Source organism: Pseudomonas sivasensis (genome assembly GCF_013778505.1).
Lineage (GTDB): Bacteria > Pseudomonadota > Gammaproteobacteria > Pseudomonadales > Pseudomonadaceae > Aquipseudomonas > Aquipseudomonas sivasensis.
Genome location: NZ_JAAOWU010000013.1, coordinates 174,921 through 188,985, shown reverse-complemented (window position 1 = coordinate 188,985; position 14,065 = coordinate 174,921). Strand labels below are relative to the sequence as shown.

Genomic DNA, 14,065 nt, shown 5'->3' with positions numbered 1-14,065 from the left:
GCTTCAGGTGGCTGGTGATGACAATAACTAGAAAAGAGCATGTACAACCATGGCATTACTGACTGAACACGAGCAACGCCAAGTCGCTGAGGCGATTGCCCGGGTCGAGCAACAGACCGACGCCGAGTTGGTCACCGTGCTGGCCGCGCGTGCCGACGATTACGCCTACATCCCCTTGTTGTGGGCCAGCTTGATCGCCTTGGTGGTGCCGGGTGTGGTGCATTACCTGTCCGGCTACCTGACCATGTACACCTTGCTGCTGGCGCAATGGGCGACGTTCATCGTGTTGTGCCTGGTGTTCCGCTTGCCCAAGGTCACGACCCGCTTGATCCCGCGCTCCGTGCGGCACTGGCGCGCTTCCAACCTGGCGCGCCGGCAGTTTCTGGAGCAGAACCTGCACCACACGCTGGGCAGTACCGGGGTGCTGATTTTTGTCAGCGAGGCGGAGCGTTATGTGGAAATCCTGGTGGACGATGGCATCTCCAGCCGCCTGGATGACAGTCATTGGGATGGGATCGTCAGGGCGTTTACCCAGCAGGTGAAACAGGGGCAGACGCTGGCTGGGTTTATTGCGTGTATCGATGCATGCGGTGAATTGCTGAAGGTGCATGTGCCGGTAACGCAGACCCGCAATGAACTGCCAAACCGGCTGGTCGTACTGGAATAGCCCCGCCACCACTGGCTGAAAATGTGGGAGGGGGCTTGCCCCCGATTGCAGAGTGTCAGTCAACGATGTTCAAACTGATCCACGGCTATCGGGGGCAAGCCCCCTCCCACATTTGAGTCTGCGGTGACCACTGGTCAAATAACTCCGTGCCCTGGTGGACTATCCCCCCTAAAATGCCCGGCATTCCCAGCCCGAGGCGTTTTTGTTCATGTCCGTCACCGCTCAACCTGTCCGCCCTGCGCCGGATCACCACGCCCAGTTCATCGAACTGTTGAGCACAAGCCTTGCGCAGAACGCCTTTATCAAGCTGGTGCTGGCCAAGTACGTTGGTGACGAAGCCGAGCTTCAGCGGCTGATCATCAAGGTGGTGACCGTCAAGGAGCAGCCATGCCTGTCCTTCGTCTACCGCTACAAGACCCGTGACATCACCAAGAACTTGCCGCTGGCCGACGGCGTGGCGGCGATTGCCGAGCTGCTGCCGGCGTCGTTCAAGAATGCGCACTTGCTGTCGCTGACCGACGAAGCCCAGTTGGAATACAGCAAGAAGAACAAAAGCTCGCTGTTCAAAAGCAAGCCGCAGCAACTGCGCGAAGCACCTTCGGCGGAGCATAACCGTGAGAAGAATCGCTTCCTCGACCTGAGCCGGCCGTTCCTCGCCGACCTGGGCGTGACCGACGCCAAGCAGGCGCTGATCCCGTCGATGTCGCGCAAGTGGAAGCAGATCAACAAGTTCATCGAAGTGTTCAGCCATGCACTGACCTCGTCACCGCTGAAGCTGGATCAACCGGTGCGTGTCGCCGACTTTGGTTCGGGCAAGGGCTACCTCACGTTTGCGATCCACGACTACCTGCGCAACACCCTCAAGGCCGAAGGCGAAGTTACCGGCGTTGAATTGCGCGAAGACATGGTGACCCTGTGCAACACCGCCGCTGCGCGCCTGGAACACCCGGGTCTGGTGTTCAAATGCGGCGACGTACGCAGCGTGGCGCCGAGCGAGCTGGACGTGATGATCGCCCTGCATGCCTGCGATATCGCCACCGACTATGCGATCCACACCGGTATCCGCTCCGGCGCGTCGATCATCATGTGTTCGCCGTGCTGCCATAAGCAGATCCGCCTGCAGATCCAGAGCCCGGTGCTGCTCAAACCGATGCTGCAATACGGTTTGCACTTGGGCCAGCAGGCGGAAATGGTTACCGACAGTTTGCGAGCATTGTTTCTCGAAGCCTGTGGATACGAGACGAAAGTGTTCGAGTTCATCTCGTTGGAGCACACCAACAAGAACAAGATGATCCTCGCGGTCAAGCGTAACGAGCCGGTGGACAATACGCAGTTGCTGGAGAAGATTCAGGAGCTCAAGGCGTTCTACCACATCACCGAACACTGCCTGGAAACCCTGCTGCGCGCGGATGGCTACCTGGCCTGAACACTGCTCAAATGTGGGAGGGGACTTGCCCCCTTCCACATTTAGACTGCACTTGGCTTGGGGACTGGCGCAGGTTGCACCGCCGTCTTGCGCCCCAGCATTACCGTCACAATCACCCCGCACGCAAACACCCATGTAATTGGCTCGATATGTTCCCCAAAGAACAACGCCGAAAACGCGATGGTGAAGAAGATCTGCAACAGCTGGATCTGGCTGACCCGTGCAATGCCGCCCATGGCCAACCCGGCGTACCAGGCAAAGAACCCCAGGAACTGCGAGAACAGCGACACATACCCAAACGCCCACCAGGTACGCATGGAAATCGCACCTTGATGCTGCGCCGCCAAGTACCACACCGGCCCGATCAGCACCGGCGTTGACAGCACCAGCGCCCAACAGATCACCTGCCAGCCGCCCATCTCCTTGGCCAATCGACCGCCCTCGGCATAACCCAAACCGCCCACGGCAATCGCGCCGAGCATCAAGAGATCCCCCGCCTGGATGCTTCCGGCGCCGGTGATCAACGCATAACTCAATACCAACGCACTGCCCAATGCGGCGCAGGCCCAGAAGGCTTTCGACGGCCGTTCATGGGACAGCCATGCTGCATACAGCGCCACGCAAAGCGGTTGCAGACCGTTGACCAGCGCACCATGGGACGCCGGCAAGGTTTGCATGGCCCACGCCGACAGCACCGGGAAACCGAGAATGACCCCGGCGATCACCAGGCACAAACCCCGCACCTGGCGCCAGGTCGGCCAGCGCTCACGGCGCCACAGCAACAGCGCCGCCGCCGGTACCGCCGCGAACAACGCTCGGCCCAGGCCATTGAGCAACGGGTGGATTTCCTGCACCACGATACGGGTGAAGGGCAGGGTCAGGCTGAAGATGATGACGCCCAGCAGGCCGAGGGCCATGCCGGTGTTTTCGCGCGAGCTCATGGGGGCAACCGAAATCTAGAGGCTTCAAGGAAAGCCCATATAGCCACAACCCCCGTCGAACGCGGGCCTACAGCTGGATACGGATTTATCCGTACAGTTGATCTTGTGTGGGCGCGGGCTTGCCTGCGATTGCATCATGTCGCGGTCACTGACACACCGAGGTGTCTGCATCAGGTGCGCGGTAGCCCCGCCATAGAACCCTCGAAAGGTATCGGACGACAACGGGTCGGGCTTATCCCGCGTTGGGGGGCGAAGCGCTCCCTGATGAAGACGGATGCGGTGTATCCGCCGCTCCTCTGCGCCTGGTTTTGGGGCTGGTGCGCAGCCCTACGCGGGACAAGCCCGCTCGCTACAAGAAGGCGCTCGACTGAAATGACTCATGCAGGACTCTAGACTTAAGGGTTGGTATTTAAGCCTTTAAAGTCAGTAACTTATTTAAGTTTGATAAGGCGGGCGTGATCAGCGTTCCACAGGTACTGAGAGTGCTGGATCACCCAGTGGATGCGTGCGCGCCGCAAAAAACTTCAGCTCCACGCCGCTGCCGTCAAATAACTCCGAATACCGCCGCTTCTGCTGGCGAATAAACCCGTCACTGCGCCCCGACACCGAGATCGCCAGGGTGCTCAAATTGGCGTGGCGAATGGCATCCACCAAGTGCTGATCCTGAGGCCCAAGGCCGTGCCCAAAGATGCACAGCGCGCCTTCATAGGTCAGCAACTGCTCATAGCAGAACGACAGGTAGTCCGAACTGCGGATGGTCTTGAGCTTCTCCTGCACGGTGCCTTCGCTGACAAACAGCGGCACATCGTCCAGGGTCTTGATCGTGTTGTTGATGGCAAAGCTGCTGAGCAAGGTGCTGTCAGTCGTGGGTAATTTGCGTGCGGTGCCGTCGAGGTTTCGCACCAGGTGCAAGCCGCCGTGCAGGTACAGGATGCGTGTGGCGTCGGTGCGGGTGTTGCGCAGGTCGAAGCTGGCGTCGGCGCTGCGGAACAGATCGTCGATGCCCGGCGTGTGCAGGATCGCCCAATAGTTGAGCAGGTCATAGTTGCTGGTGAATACGGTGGAGTAACCGGCCAGTTCCGCGTTGATCGTCGCCAGTGTCGATGGCTTCACCAAGCGCCACGGGATATGCACGGCGTGGATGGTGTTGATCAATGCTTCCTTGATCGCGTAGTAGCGATTACGCGGCGCCGCCGAGCTGACCGCCAGGGCCTTGTTGACCCGGCTGGTGGTTTTCAGCGCGCCCAGTGCTTGTTCGAAACTGCGGGTTTGCAGGGCGTCGAACACACTGAGTTCGGATGGGCTGAGGGGTTTTTCTTCGACGGTGCGGGCGTTTTCGAACAGCGAGTCGTAGGCAAAGTCTTCCCAAACCGTACGGCTCGCGCCGTTGCCGATCAGAATCCCAGTGAAGTCGATGGTGCTGCGCAGGGCACTCCAGTCTTCAAGGTGGGCGTCAATATCCTGGAAATCCTTCATTGCGGCGGGCTACTCGAAATCGGCTGGGCGGTGACTTTATCACGAGCTGACGTTGATCCTGATCAAGATGCCGCAGACAACTGAGGCCGATGCTAGAGGCAGAAACGTTATCCGAGGATTCGCCATGAGCAGCACCTTCTTCATCCCAGCCGTCAACATCATGGGCACCGACTGCCTCGACGAAGCCATGAACGCCATCCGCAACTACGGTTTTCGCAAGGCGCTGATTGTCACCGACGCCGGTCTGGCCAAGGCGGGCGTCGCCAGCATGATCGCCGAGAAACTGGCGATGCAAGACATCGACTCGGTGATCTATGACGGTGCCAAACCCAACCCCAATGTGGAAAACGTCGAGAAAGGCCTGGCGCTGTTGCAGCAAAGTGCGTGTGATTTTGTGGTGTCGCTGGGCGGCGGCTCGCCCCATGACTGCGCCAAGGGCATCGCCCTGTGCGCCACCAACGGCGGGCATATCGGCGACTACGAAGGCGTGGACCAATCGGCCAAGCCGCAACTGCCGCTGGTAGCCATCAACACCACTGCCGGCACGGCCAGCGAGATGACCCGCTTCTGCATCATCACCGACGAAACCCGTCACGTGAAAATGGCCATCGTTGACCGCAACGTCACGCCACTGCTGTCGGTCAACGACCCATCGCTGATGGTTGGCATGCCTAAGGGGCTCACCGCCGCCACCGGCATGGACGCCCTGACTCACGCCATCGAAGCCTATGTCTCCACCGCCGCCACGCCGATCACTGACGCCTGCGCGATCAAGGCCATCGAACTGATCAGCGCCAACCTGCGCCTGGCTGTCCGTGATGGCAGTGACAAGGTCGCGCGGGAAAACATGGCTTACGCGCAGTTCCTCGCCGGCATGGCGTTCAACAACGCGTCCCTGGGTTTTGTGCACGCCATGGCTCACCAGCTGGGCGGGTTCTACGACCTGCCCCACGGCGTGTGCAACGCGGTGCTGCTGCCCCATGTGCAAAGCTTCAACGCCAGCGTAAGTGCCAAACGCTTGAGCGATGTAGGCCGAGCGCTGGGGGCAGACATCAAGGGCATCACCGATGAAGAGGGCGCCCAAGCTGCCATCGCCGCCATTCGTAGCCTGGCCCAGGACGTTGAAATTCCGGCGGGCCTGCGTGAGCTGGGTGCCAAGTTGCAGGATATTCCGCTGCTGGCGACCAATGCGTTGAAGGATGCGTGCGGCCTGACCAACCCACGGCGCGCGGATCAGCGTCAGATCGAGGAGATCTTTCGCAGCGCGTTTTGAGTGGGGCAGCCTCAAGCTGCAAGCGTTAAGCTACAGGTTGGATGCATTCAACTTGAGCATGAAGCTTGCGGCTTGCCGCTGAGGTCACCTTATGAGAGTTCTGTTATTCGGAGCCACCGGCATGGTTGGCCAAGGCGTTCTGCGTGAATGCCTGTTGGCTGCCGATGTCCAGGAAATCGTCGCCGTTGGCCGCACGCCCCTGACCCAGGAACACGGCAAGCTGCATCAGGTATTGCACAGCGACATGCTGGATTTCCAACCCCTGGAAAACCTGCTGCAAGGCTTTGATGCCTGCTTCTTCTGCCTCGGCGTGTCGTCGGCCGGCATGAATGAAACCACGTACACCCACCTCACCTATGACCTGACGCTCGTAGCTGCCAGCACCTTGGCGCGGCTCAATCCACAGATGACGTTTATCTACGTGTCCGGCGCTGGCACCGACAGCTCCGAGGCGGGCCATTCGATGTGGGCGCGGGTCAAAGGCAAGACCGAGAACGCGTTGCTGCGATTGCCGTTCAAGGCGGTGTACCTGTTTCGGCCGGGGATCATTCAGCCGCTGCACGGTGTGCGCTCTAAGACGCCGCTGTATCAAGCGTTTTACTCCGTGCTCGGGCCAGTGCTTTCGTTGGTGCGTCGGGTTAAGCCGGGCTGGGTGGTGAGTACGGAAACTGTCGGCCGAGCCATGTTGCAAGCGGTGCGCCATGGCGCGCCGCAACCGGTGGTGGAGCAGGGCGAGATCAATCGCCTGGCGGCTGAGCGCTGCTGATGCTGTGGCCGCGCACAACTGTGAGTTGCCTTGCGCACCGGATGACATCAACGAAATCGATGCCAAAGGCTGATCAGCTCGCTGTTGCCAGTGCGCGTGCGGACGTGTTGCCAAACTGAATCAGCGCCACACCGCCCATCAACAACAACGCCCCAAGCACCCGTGGCGTTGTCAGTTGACGCTCCACCAGACCGAACAACCCAAAGTGATCAAGCAGCAGTGATGCAAGCATCTGTCCCGCCAACGCCAGGGCGATAAACCCCGACGCACCCAGCTTGGGCAGCAGCATCAACGCCAGCGCGATAAAGCACACACCAAACGCGCCACCGGCCCACATCCACAGCGGCGCCTTGACGATAAACGTGAGGCTGGGCAGCGGCAGACGCAGCGCCACGATCACCGGCAGCAACACCATCATGCTCACCAGCAGTGACGCCAGGGTGGCCCACAGCGGGTGGCCGAGCCCGCGCCCAAGGTTGGCATTGATTGCACTCTGAAACGGCACCACCGCCCCGGCGATTACCGCTAGCGCCAATAAACCTGCCCACTGCAACGTTGTCATGTTGGATCTCCCAGAGGTTTTGCTGGACTCTAGGTCATTCGTCGATCTAATTTAAATTCCAAATTATTATGCTGGATATGCAGCTGATGAATGATCTGCGCCGTATTGACCTCAACCTGTTGGTGATCCTCGACGCCTTGCTCAGTGAGCAACACGTCACCCGCGCCGCCGAGCGCGTGCACCTGAGCCAGCCGGCGGTCAGCCATGCGCTGGCGCGGTTGCGGGATGTGCTGGGTGATCCGTTGCTGGTGCGTCAGGGCGGCACGCTGGTGCCCACCGCCCGTGCGTTGGAATTGGCGGCACCGCTGGCCGAAGCGTTGGCGCAGGTGCAGGCGCTACTGGCGCCGAATCGCTTTGATCCGGCATCGGCGAAGCGTCGTTTTCGTGTGGCGATGTCGGACTACAGCGCGGCGATTTTCTTACCGAGGTTGGTTCGTGTACTGCGCCGTGAAGCACCGGGCATCGACCTGCAAATCATCCAGACCAGCCGCGAAGGCATGGTTGACGGCGTGCTCAATGGCGACCTTGACCTGGCCGCTGGCGTGTTCCCCGATATGCCTGCTGAACTGCGTACTACGCCCTTGTTCGACGAGCATTACACCTGTCTGGTGGACCGTAGCAGCCTGCCGCATGACGGCTCTCTCGACCTGCCCACCTACCTCTCGCGCCCCCATGTGCTGCTGGAAATGCGCGGCAGCGGGACGCCGGAAATCGAACGAGCGCTGACGGCGATTCGTCAGCGGCGGCATGTGGCGATCAGCCTGCCGCACTGGGGCGTGGCGCCGCAGTTGATTGAGGGCACGGACTTGATCCTGACCGTATCGTCGCGAGGCTTGCTGAATATTGATCACCAGCATCTGGTCGCCGTGGCGCCGCCATTTCATATTCCCTCGTTTGCCTTCGAGCTGGCGTGGCATGCGCGACGGGGAGGGGATTCTGGGTTGCAGTGGTTGATTGGGCAGGTGCAGGGTATGTTGTCCGAAGGCCGCAGATAACAGGAAAAAGACATGCTCTCAGGCTTCAATCACTTGACCCTGGCCATCACCGACTTGAGTCGTAGCGTCACTTTTTACCATGAGCTGTTGCAGCTCAAGCTCGACGCCACTTGGGACAGCGGCGCCTATTTGTCATTGCCGGGTCTATGGCTATGCCTGTCGCTTGATCCGCTACGTGAGTCGAAGCCAGGTGCCGATTACACCCACTATGCGTTCACCGTCGGAACGAGTGAGTTCGCTGCGCTGGTTTCGCGTCTGCGCGCCGCCGAGGTGCAGGAGTGGCGCGATAACCGAAGCGAAGGCGCCTCGTTCTATTTCCTTGATCCCGATGGTCATAAGCTCGAAGCCCATGTCGGCGACCTGGCTTCGCGTCTGTTGGCTTGCCGCGACAAACCCTATTCGGGAATGAGGTTTTACCCTTAGCGTAGGAACGTGCAGAATCGCTCCACCTTCCCACGCTTTGTTTGAGTCACGCCCATGACCCTATCCCTGCTGCTCGCCGTCCTCGCGTCGGGTTTTATCTACGGTATTACGCCTGGCCCCGGAGTCTTGGCAGTGTTTGGCATCGGCGCCGCCCGCGGCCGTCGTGCCGGGGCGGGGTTTCTGTGTGGGCACTTGCTCGGCGATGTGCTGTGGTGCAGTACGGCGTTGGTCGCGATTGTGGGCGCGCGGGAAGTCGGCAGCAGCGCGTTCGATGTGCTCGGCGTGCTCAGTGGCCTGTATCTGTTCTGGCTTGGCTGGCGGGCCATCCGCACCCAGCGTCGCAGCAGTGATGCCCCTCAGGGCGCCGCGCGGCATCCGTTCTGGCACGGCATTGTGTTCGGCTTGACCAACCCCAAGGCGTATCCAGTCGCGGTGGCGACGTTTACGGCGTTGCTGTCCAGCCGTGCCGAATTGCTGACCTGGTCGATGCTGCCGGCGTTGATCTTCCTGAGCTTCGTCGGTGGTGTGTTGGCCTACGCAATCCTGATCGGCGTGGTCGGCGCCCAGCGCGTACGCACGGTGTATCAGCGCCATGAAATCCTCATCACCAGGCTCTGTGGCGTGATGTTTATCGGCTTCGCCATCAATGCCCTGGCCCATGCGTTACCGGGCCTGTTTGCCAGCAAATCGGCTTGATGCGCCGACGACCGTTCGTCGCACCGGCGAGTTTTTTCTAAACCTTTACCGCCCTGAAAATTCGAATTCAGGGCGGGGTGTGTTCCCCGTACTTATTTTTGCCCTGGAGGAACCCATCATGAGCCGCATGGCTATCCGGTTACGCACCGCCAGTTTCGCGATGCTGCTGGGCCTCGGCGCCAGCAATGCTTTCGCCCAGTCGCCTGCTGAATTCATCGAGCAGGCTTCTGCCAAAGGCATGGCCGATATCGAGACCAGCCGCATGGCACACGCGAAAACCTCGTCCCAGGAAATCAAGGACTACACCATCGAGGTGATCAACGAGCGCACCTTGGCCAACCAGCACTTGGCGGCTATCGCCAAGAAGCTTGACCTGCCAGTGGCGCCCCGCGAAAAAATCGTCGACAAAGCTGAAACCCTGATGCCCGAACTCAAGGACGGTGACTCGTTCGATGCCGCTTACACCGCGCAGCACGTGAAGGAAAACGAAGACGCCATCGCGCTGTTCAAGAAGGAAGGCGCTGCGTCGGATGTGCCGGAAATAAAAGCGTTGGTGGATGAGACACTGCCCAAATTGGAGGAGCGCCTGCAGAAGGCCCGAGCCTTGGCGTCCACCTACGGTAAAGGTCATCAAGGCGACGGTTGAAGCCGTTACCTGAATTGAAAAACGGCGGTTGGATCTTCTCCAACCGCCGTTTTTTTATGCCTGATTCAGATCGGTTTTGGCGGGCGCCGCGTCGTCGGCGGCGTGGCCGCAACTGCTGTTCAGGTTGACGGTGCCGGTATTGCCAATGCTGCGGTATTCCTGGCGCAGTTTTTCCAGCTCTTTGCGGTCCAGGCCGTCCAGGCTGAGTACGGCGTTCTGCGCATCCTTGGACACGCGCAGCAACTCGTCGATCTTGATATGCAGGATGTCGTTGTCGCGGTTTTGTGTGTTTTGGATCAGAAACACCATCAGGAAGGTGATGATCGTGGTCGAAGTGTTGATGATCAGTTGCCAGGTGTCGTTGTAGTGAAAGTACGGCCCGCTCAGGCTCCATGCCAAGATCAACGCCACCGCTGCGTAGAACGTGCGCGGGCTGCCAGCCCAGCGAGACAGGGATTGCGAGACTGCGGAGAATTTCATGACCGGGTTCCTTATTGAGATGGCGATGAAATGATGGACCGCAGTGGCTCGCTGAAATTTCTTTTTACAATTGTGCGCCTGAACACATGTGTACGATTTTGTCGCGTAATCCTAGAACGCCAATTGGGCCTGGTCGGTGCCTTCCAGCGTGAGCAAGTAGTGTTTGGCTTCCAGTCCACCGGCAAATCCGGTCAGGCTGCCCGCCGCACCAATGACCCGATGGCATGGGGCAACGATCGAAATCGGGTTTCGCCCATTCGCAGCGCCGACGGCGCGCACGGCTTTGGGGTTGCCGATCTGCCGGGCGATCTGGCTGTAACTGCGGGTTTCGCCGAAAGGAATGGTGAGCAACGCCTGCCAGACCTGCTTTTGGAACGCGGTGCCGTTGAAATCCAGTTCCAGCTCGAAGGTGCTGCGCGTGCCGGCGAAGTACTCCTGCAACTGGCGCTCGGTCTCCAGCAGCACCGGATTCTGGTTGGCCTCGTGCAACTCCCCCAGGCGCACGCGGTTGGCGCGTTCTGTCTCCCAAAGGATGGCGCTTAGCTTGCCATTGCGCGCCACCAGGGTGAGTTGGCCGACGGGGGAGGGCATGAGCTTGTATTCGTAGGGCATGGTTGAGGTCCTCGTCAGGCCGTGTCGATACGTGATCGAGACTGTAGCTCCCTGCGCTGCACTGGAAACTACGTTTCTTGCGATCGAATTCTTCAGTGCTTAGAAATTCCAGTACACCCAGTTGGCGTAATGCGGATACGCGTAGAGCCACACAAGATAAAACACGGCTTTAAGCAGTGAAGCTGTCCCCATTGCGATCAATGAGATGCCATTCAGCAGGGTGACGATCAAGGCGAACAGGGTGACTCGTCGGGTTGCATGACGATGGGCTAGCCGTAAGCCGTAGACCGATCCGGCCATGACGCCCAGTGCCAGCACCAGTCCTAGAGGGAATGGCAACCGTACAAACGAGATCAGCAGGGGTAATACAAGCACCCAGCCGAGTATTTGGCGCAATAGGGGCTTTGGTGTGGCTTGTCCAGGTTCAAGCATGGCTGTGGTTCCGCATTTCTGGCCGACCAACCGGGATTGTCGGGACACTCGTTAATTGCCGCTGTCAGTCATTGCTGACATCAGGCTAGCGATCCTGTGAGGTGTGGCGAGGTTTTTCGCAGGTTTTACCGGTTATGGGAGATCCCAACGATCACGCTGAGGAAGGCCTCCACCAGCACGCTTTTTGTTTCAGCCGGGGTCAACACTAACAACTGCGCGTAAGCATCCCCCTCGACCAACGGCCTGTACGTCACGCCTTTGTTCATCAAGCTTTGTGTGCATTCCGGTACCAACGCCACACCTTGGCCGGCCGCCACCAGCGCAATGATCGAGGTGATCTGCCGCCCAGTCGGCCCAAGGTGCAGGCGCACGCCGTGGTGTCGGTAAAGCTGTTCGATGGACTGGTTAAGCCCCGAGCCATAATCCGCCGGAAATAATATCAACGGGTAGGCACTGAGCTGCGCCAGGCTGACCTCGGCCAGAGTCGCCAGTGGGCTGTCTTTGGACACCGCCGCCAGTAAGCGCTCTTCTGCGAGGGATAGCGCCTGCACTTCTGGACGTTGCGGCACCATGCGGCTCAACCCGATATCCAGCCGCCCATCCGCTACCTGAGCACACAGGCTGCCGGAGGCACTTTCGACCAGCGTCAGCTGCACATCCGGAAATTGCCGGGCAAAAGACTGGATCGCTTGGCTGAAAAGATCTGACAGGGCGATTGAGCTGGCATAACCGACGGACAGTTGTCCGGCGGTACCCGCAGCCAATTTGTCTGCGATCGCTTGGGCCAAGTCCACCTGTTCCAACACCCCGCGTGCGTAGGGCAGGAACGACCGGCCTTGGGCGGTGAGCGTCACGGTGCGGCTGGTGCGGTCAAACAGTTTGAAACCCAACTGCGCTTCCAACGCTGAAATCTGCCGGGTCAGCGGTGGTTGCGCGAGGTGCAGGCGAATGGCTGCACGGCCGAAGTGCAATTCTTCAGCGACCGTCAGAAAGTAACGCAGCTTGCGTAGGTCGAGCATCCTGATCCTTGGGTATCAATCGGTCTGAATTCGGTATTGGTTCCAGACCTGCCGGCCATTCTATAAAGACCTTTCAAAATAAAACGAGAGGTTTCATGAAGCCGCGTCTGCATTGTGCCCGCCTTGCCCTGTTCCTGTGTGGCTGTGCGGCATTTCTTAACCTGTATGCGACCCAGAGCATCCTCCAGACCTTTGCCGCGCAGTTTCATCTCAGCGCCAACGCAGCGGGTTGGAGCATCACCGTGACTACTTTGGCCGTGGCAATAACTGCACCGTTTGTCAGCCGTGTGACCGGGCGTTTCGAGCAACGCACGGTGATCTGCGTGGCCGCGTTGCTGCTGGCGGGGCCGACACTCATGACCGCCTATGCCGACAGCTTTGCTGAAGTGCTGGTGTGGCGCTTCGTGGAGGGCATGGTGATACCCGTGGTGTTTGCCACCAGCGTGGCCTACATCGGCGACCGTTGGCGCGGTGGCAACGTCACCGAAGTCACCAGCCTTTATGTCGCGGGCACGGTGTTGGGCGGGTTTGCCGGGCGTTTTGTCACGGGGGTGATGACTGAATATGTAGGCTGGCGTGAAGCCTTTGAGTTACTGGCGGTGTTGAGCCTGATGGTCGGCGGGTTTATCCAGTTTCTGTTGCCCGCCAATCGTGCGCGAGTGGAGCAGGGCAGGGCTTCCTTTACGAGTGTTTTTCGCAAACCGTTATTGGCTGCGTACGCCGTAGGCTTTTGCGTGTTGTTTTCCCAGGTGGCGGCGTTTACCTACGCAGGTTTGTACCTCGGCTTACCGCCGTTCAACCTTGGGTCTGCGGCCTTGGGGACGCTGTACATGGTGTTTTTGCTGGCGCTGATTGTGATTCCTATCGCCGGCCGCCTGAGCAAGGCGCGTCCACATGCCCAATTGCTGACGGTCGCTGCCGTACTTGGCGTCAGTGGATCGGCCCTGACGCTGGTGCCCTCTCTGTGGTGCATCGTGACGGGCCTGGCCCTCAGTTCCACTGGCGTGTTCCTCGCCCAGGCCGCGGCCAATGCCTTCACCACCGCGACGGCGCGCGACAACAAGGCGGGTGCCGTCGGCGTATACCTCACGTGTTACTACTTGGGGGGCAGTTGCGGTGCGATTGTCCCAGCGCTGATTTGGGAACGATGGGGCTGGACGGGTTGTGTGGTGCTGATCATCGTGTTCCAACTGCTGACCTTGTTGATCGCGCTGACAGGTTGGCGACCCTGCGAACCTGTGCGAGGTCTGCCGTCGTAAAGTTGCCAGGCAGCCGTAGAGGGGCGTTGATTACTGAGTGCAGCGCTCACGCCAAGCGGGACGAGAGCCAAACACGCAACGATCTTAAAGGGTTGCACCCAGCGAAAATGGAATGCGCAACGCCCCGATAGCGCCCTCACGGATGCCACACATTTCGTCATGGGCGCACTGTTGCACCAGCACACAGGGAAATGGCGGAACACCCTGCAACAGGTCGCGCAAATGCGTGCTGGACCGCAGCCGCAGTGTCTTGCCGTTATCGTCCAGTAATGTGATGTCGACCTGATCCAGTTTCACACGAGCGATATAGAAACCGCCCTCCAGGGACAGCAACTCCAAACTACGTATTTCACCTTTCTCGGCCAGTTGGGTCAGCTTTTGTACATTCATGG

At 59.6% G+C, this 14,065-nt stretch carries 17 protein-coding genes; 9 read left to right on the top strand and 8 right to left on the bottom strand.

Going from position 1 to position 14,065, the window contains the following annotated elements; translation table 11 throughout:
* Positions 1-49: 49 nt before the first annotated feature.
* Positions 50-667, top strand: coding sequence for a TPM domain-containing protein (locus tag G9Q84_RS20770; protein WP_032888481.1), 618 nt, complete (start codon positions 50-52; stop codon positions 665-667).
* Between the two features lie 208 nt (positions 668-875).
* A complete protein-coding gene (locus tag G9Q84_RS20765) occupies positions 876-2,093 on the top strand; it encodes a class I SAM-dependent methyltransferase (protein WP_181644018.1) in 1,218 nt (405 codons plus the stop codon).
* A 41-nt stretch (positions 2,094-2,134) separates the two neighbouring features.
* Here the strand turns inward: G9Q84_RS20765 and G9Q84_RS20760 are convergent, their stop codons facing one another.
* Positions 2,135-3,034 carry a DMT family transporter gene (locus tag G9Q84_RS20760; RefSeq protein ID WP_032888485.1) on the bottom strand — a complete coding sequence of 300 codons (900 nt, stop codon included), beginning with the start codon at positions 3,032-3,034 and terminating at the stop codon, positions 2,135-2,137.
* A 459-nt stretch (positions 3,035-3,493) separates the two neighbouring features.
* Positions 3,494-4,510, bottom strand: a complete 1,017-nt coding sequence (locus tag G9Q84_RS20755) for a DUF4917 family protein (RefSeq protein ID WP_099601354.1) — start codon at positions 4,508-4,510, stop codon at positions 3,494-3,496.
* A gap of 124 nt (positions 4,511-4,634) precedes the next feature.
* On the opposite strand from G9Q84_RS20755, the gene yiaY reads away from it, so the two are divergent.
* Both yiaY and G9Q84_RS20745 read left to right on the top strand, forming a co-directional pair.
* On the top strand, positions 4,635-5,783 hold the full coding sequence (gene yiaY / locus G9Q84_RS20750) for an L-threonine dehydrogenase (RefSeq protein ID WP_095184053.1): 1,149 nt from the start codon (positions 4,635-4,637) through the stop codon (positions 5,781-5,783).
* 91 nt (positions 5,784-5,874) lie between these two features.
* Entirely contained in the window at positions 5,875-6,549 is a 675-nt protein-coding gene (locus G9Q84_RS20745; protein ID WP_032888492.1) for an NAD(P)H-binding protein, read from the top strand.
* 73 nt (positions 6,550-6,622) lie between these two features.
* On the opposite strand, the gene G9Q84_RS20740 is transcribed toward G9Q84_RS20745, so the two are convergent.
* The gene (locus G9Q84_RS20740; RefSeq protein ID WP_095184055.1) at positions 6,623-7,111 is read right to left on the bottom strand and encodes a DMT family transporter; all 489 of its coding nucleotides are present in this window, start codon (positions 7,109-7,111) and stop codon (positions 6,623-6,625) included.
* A gap of 77 nt (positions 7,112-7,188) precedes the next feature.
* On the opposite strand from G9Q84_RS20740, the gene G9Q84_RS20735 reads away from it, so the two are divergent.
* The 4 genes from G9Q84_RS20735 to G9Q84_RS20720 all read left to right on the top strand — a co-directional run bounded on the left by G9Q84_RS20735 (position 7,189) and on the right by G9Q84_RS20720 (position 9,871).
* A complete protein-coding gene (locus G9Q84_RS20735) occupies positions 7,189-8,106 on the top strand; it encodes a LysR family transcriptional regulator (protein ID WP_375803679.1) in 918 nt (305 codons plus the stop codon).
* 12 nt (positions 8,107-8,118) lie between these two features.
* Positions 8,119-8,529, top strand: coding sequence for a fosfomycin resistance glutathione transferase (fos, locus tag G9Q84_RS20730; RefSeq protein WP_099601357.1), 411 nt, complete (start codon positions 8,119-8,121; stop codon positions 8,527-8,529).
* A 54-nt stretch (positions 8,530-8,583) separates the two neighbouring features.
* Positions 8,584-9,225: a LysE family translocator gene (locus G9Q84_RS20725; protein ID WP_032888500.1), complete on the top strand. Its 642-nt coding sequence runs from the start codon at positions 8,584-8,586 to the stop codon at positions 9,223-9,225.
* Between the two features lie 118 nt (positions 9,226-9,343).
* The gene (locus G9Q84_RS20720; protein WP_181644017.1) at positions 9,344-9,871 is read left to right on the top strand and encodes a DUF4142 domain-containing protein; all 528 of its coding nucleotides are present in this window, start codon (positions 9,344-9,346) and stop codon (positions 9,869-9,871) included.
* Between the two features lie 54 nt (positions 9,872-9,925).
* Here the strand turns inward: G9Q84_RS20720 and G9Q84_RS20715 are convergent, their stop codons facing one another.
* From G9Q84_RS20715 to G9Q84_RS20700, 4 genes are all read right to left on the bottom strand, one after another.
* Complete coding sequence (locus G9Q84_RS20715; RefSeq protein WP_032888502.1) at positions 9,926-10,351, bottom strand: low affinity iron permease family protein; 426 nt, start codon at positions 10,349-10,351, stop codon at positions 9,926-9,928.
* Between the two features lie 111 nt (positions 10,352-10,462).
* The gene (locus G9Q84_RS20710) at positions 10,463-10,963 is read right to left on the bottom strand and encodes a methylated-DNA--[protein]-cysteine S-methyltransferase (RefSeq protein WP_181644016.1); all 501 of its coding nucleotides are present in this window, start codon (positions 10,961-10,963) and stop codon (positions 10,463-10,465) included.
* Positions 10,964-11,062: 99 nt separating this feature from the next.
* On the bottom strand, positions 11,063-11,395 hold the full coding sequence (locus G9Q84_RS20705; RefSeq protein ID WP_181644015.1) for a hypothetical protein: 333 nt from the start codon (positions 11,393-11,395) through the stop codon (positions 11,063-11,065).
* 125 nt (positions 11,396-11,520) lie between these two features.
* The gene (locus G9Q84_RS20700; RefSeq protein ID WP_181644014.1) at positions 11,521-12,414 is read right to left on the bottom strand and encodes a LysR family transcriptional regulator; all 894 of its coding nucleotides are present in this window, start codon (positions 12,412-12,414) and stop codon (positions 11,521-11,523) included.
* Between the two features lie 95 nt (positions 12,415-12,509).
* Between G9Q84_RS20700 and G9Q84_RS20695 the strand changes: the two genes are divergently transcribed.
* Positions 12,510-13,673 carry an MFS transporter gene (locus G9Q84_RS20695; protein WP_181644013.1) on the top strand — a complete coding sequence of 388 codons (1,164 nt, stop codon included), beginning with the start codon at positions 12,510-12,512 and terminating at the stop codon, positions 13,671-13,673.
* 84 nt (positions 13,674-13,757) lie between these two features.
* Here the strand turns inward: G9Q84_RS20695 and G9Q84_RS20690 are convergent, their stop codons facing one another.
* Positions 13,758-14,063: a DUF6482 family protein gene (locus tag G9Q84_RS20690; RefSeq protein WP_032888511.1), complete on the bottom strand. Its 306-nt coding sequence runs from the start codon at positions 14,061-14,063 to the stop codon at positions 13,758-13,760.
* Between the last annotated feature and the right edge of the window lie 2 nt (positions 14,064-14,065).

Excerpts from the sequence above, each read along its gene's own strand:
- G9Q84_RS20720 (WP_181644017.1), top strand. The coding sequence starts at position 9,344 with ATGAGCCGCATGGCTATCCGGTTACGCACCGCCAGTTTCGCGATGCTG.
- fos (WP_099601357.1), top strand. The coding sequence starts at position 8,119 with ATGCTCTCAGGCTTCAATCACTTGACCCTGGCCATCACCGACTTGAGT.
- G9Q84_RS20765 (WP_181644018.1), top strand. The coding sequence starts at position 876 with ATGTCCGTCACCGCTCAACCTGTCCGCCCTGCGCCGGATCACCACGCC.
- G9Q84_RS20760 (WP_032888485.1), bottom strand. The coding sequence starts at position 3,034 with ATGAGCTCGCGCGAAAACACCGGCATGGCCCTCGGCCTGCTGGGCGTC.
- yiaY (WP_095184053.1), top strand. The coding sequence starts at position 4,635 with ATGAGCAGCACCTTCTTCATCCCAGCCGTCAACATCATGGGCACCGAC.
- G9Q84_RS20725 (WP_032888500.1), top strand. The coding sequence starts at position 8,584 with ATGACCCTATCCCTGCTGCTCGCCGTCCTCGCGTCGGGTTTTATCTAC.
- G9Q84_RS20770 (WP_032888481.1), top strand. The coding sequence starts at position 50 with ATGGCATTACTGACTGAACACGAGCAACGCCAAGTCGCTGAGGCGATT.
- G9Q84_RS20735 (WP_375803679.1), top strand. The coding sequence starts at position 7,189 with ATGCAGCTGATGAATGATCTGCGCCGTATTGACCTCAACCTGTTGGTG.
- G9Q84_RS20740 (WP_095184055.1), bottom strand. The coding sequence starts at position 7,111 with ATGACAACGTTGCAGTGGGCAGGTTTATTGGCGCTAGCGGTAATCGCC.
- G9Q84_RS20705 (WP_181644015.1), bottom strand. The coding sequence starts at position 11,395 with ATGCTTGAACCTGGACAAGCCACACCAAAGCCCCTATTGCGCCAAATA.
- G9Q84_RS20715 (WP_032888502.1), bottom strand. The coding sequence starts at position 10,351 with ATGAAATTCTCCGCAGTCTCGCAATCCCTGTCTCGCTGGGCTGGCAGC.
- G9Q84_RS20690 (WP_032888511.1), bottom strand. The coding sequence starts at position 14,063 with ATGAATGTACAAAAGCTGACCCAACTGGCCGAGAAAGGTGAAATACGT.
- G9Q84_RS20755 (WP_099601354.1), bottom strand. The coding sequence starts at position 4,510 with ATGAAGGATTTCCAGGATATTGACGCCCACCTTGAAGACTGGAGTGCC.
- G9Q84_RS20700 (WP_181644014.1), bottom strand. The coding sequence starts at position 12,414 with ATGCTCGACCTACGCAAGCTGCGTTACTTTCTGACGGTCGCTGAAGAA.
- G9Q84_RS20745 (WP_032888492.1), top strand. The coding sequence starts at position 5,875 with ATGAGAGTTCTGTTATTCGGAGCCACCGGCATGGTTGGCCAAGGCGTT.
- G9Q84_RS20695 (WP_181644013.1), top strand. The coding sequence starts at position 12,510 with ATGAAGCCGCGTCTGCATTGTGCCCGCCTTGCCCTGTTCCTGTGTGGC.
- G9Q84_RS20710 (WP_181644016.1), bottom strand. The coding sequence starts at position 10,963 with ATGCCCTACGAATACAAGCTCATGCCCTCCCCCGTCGGCCAACTCACC.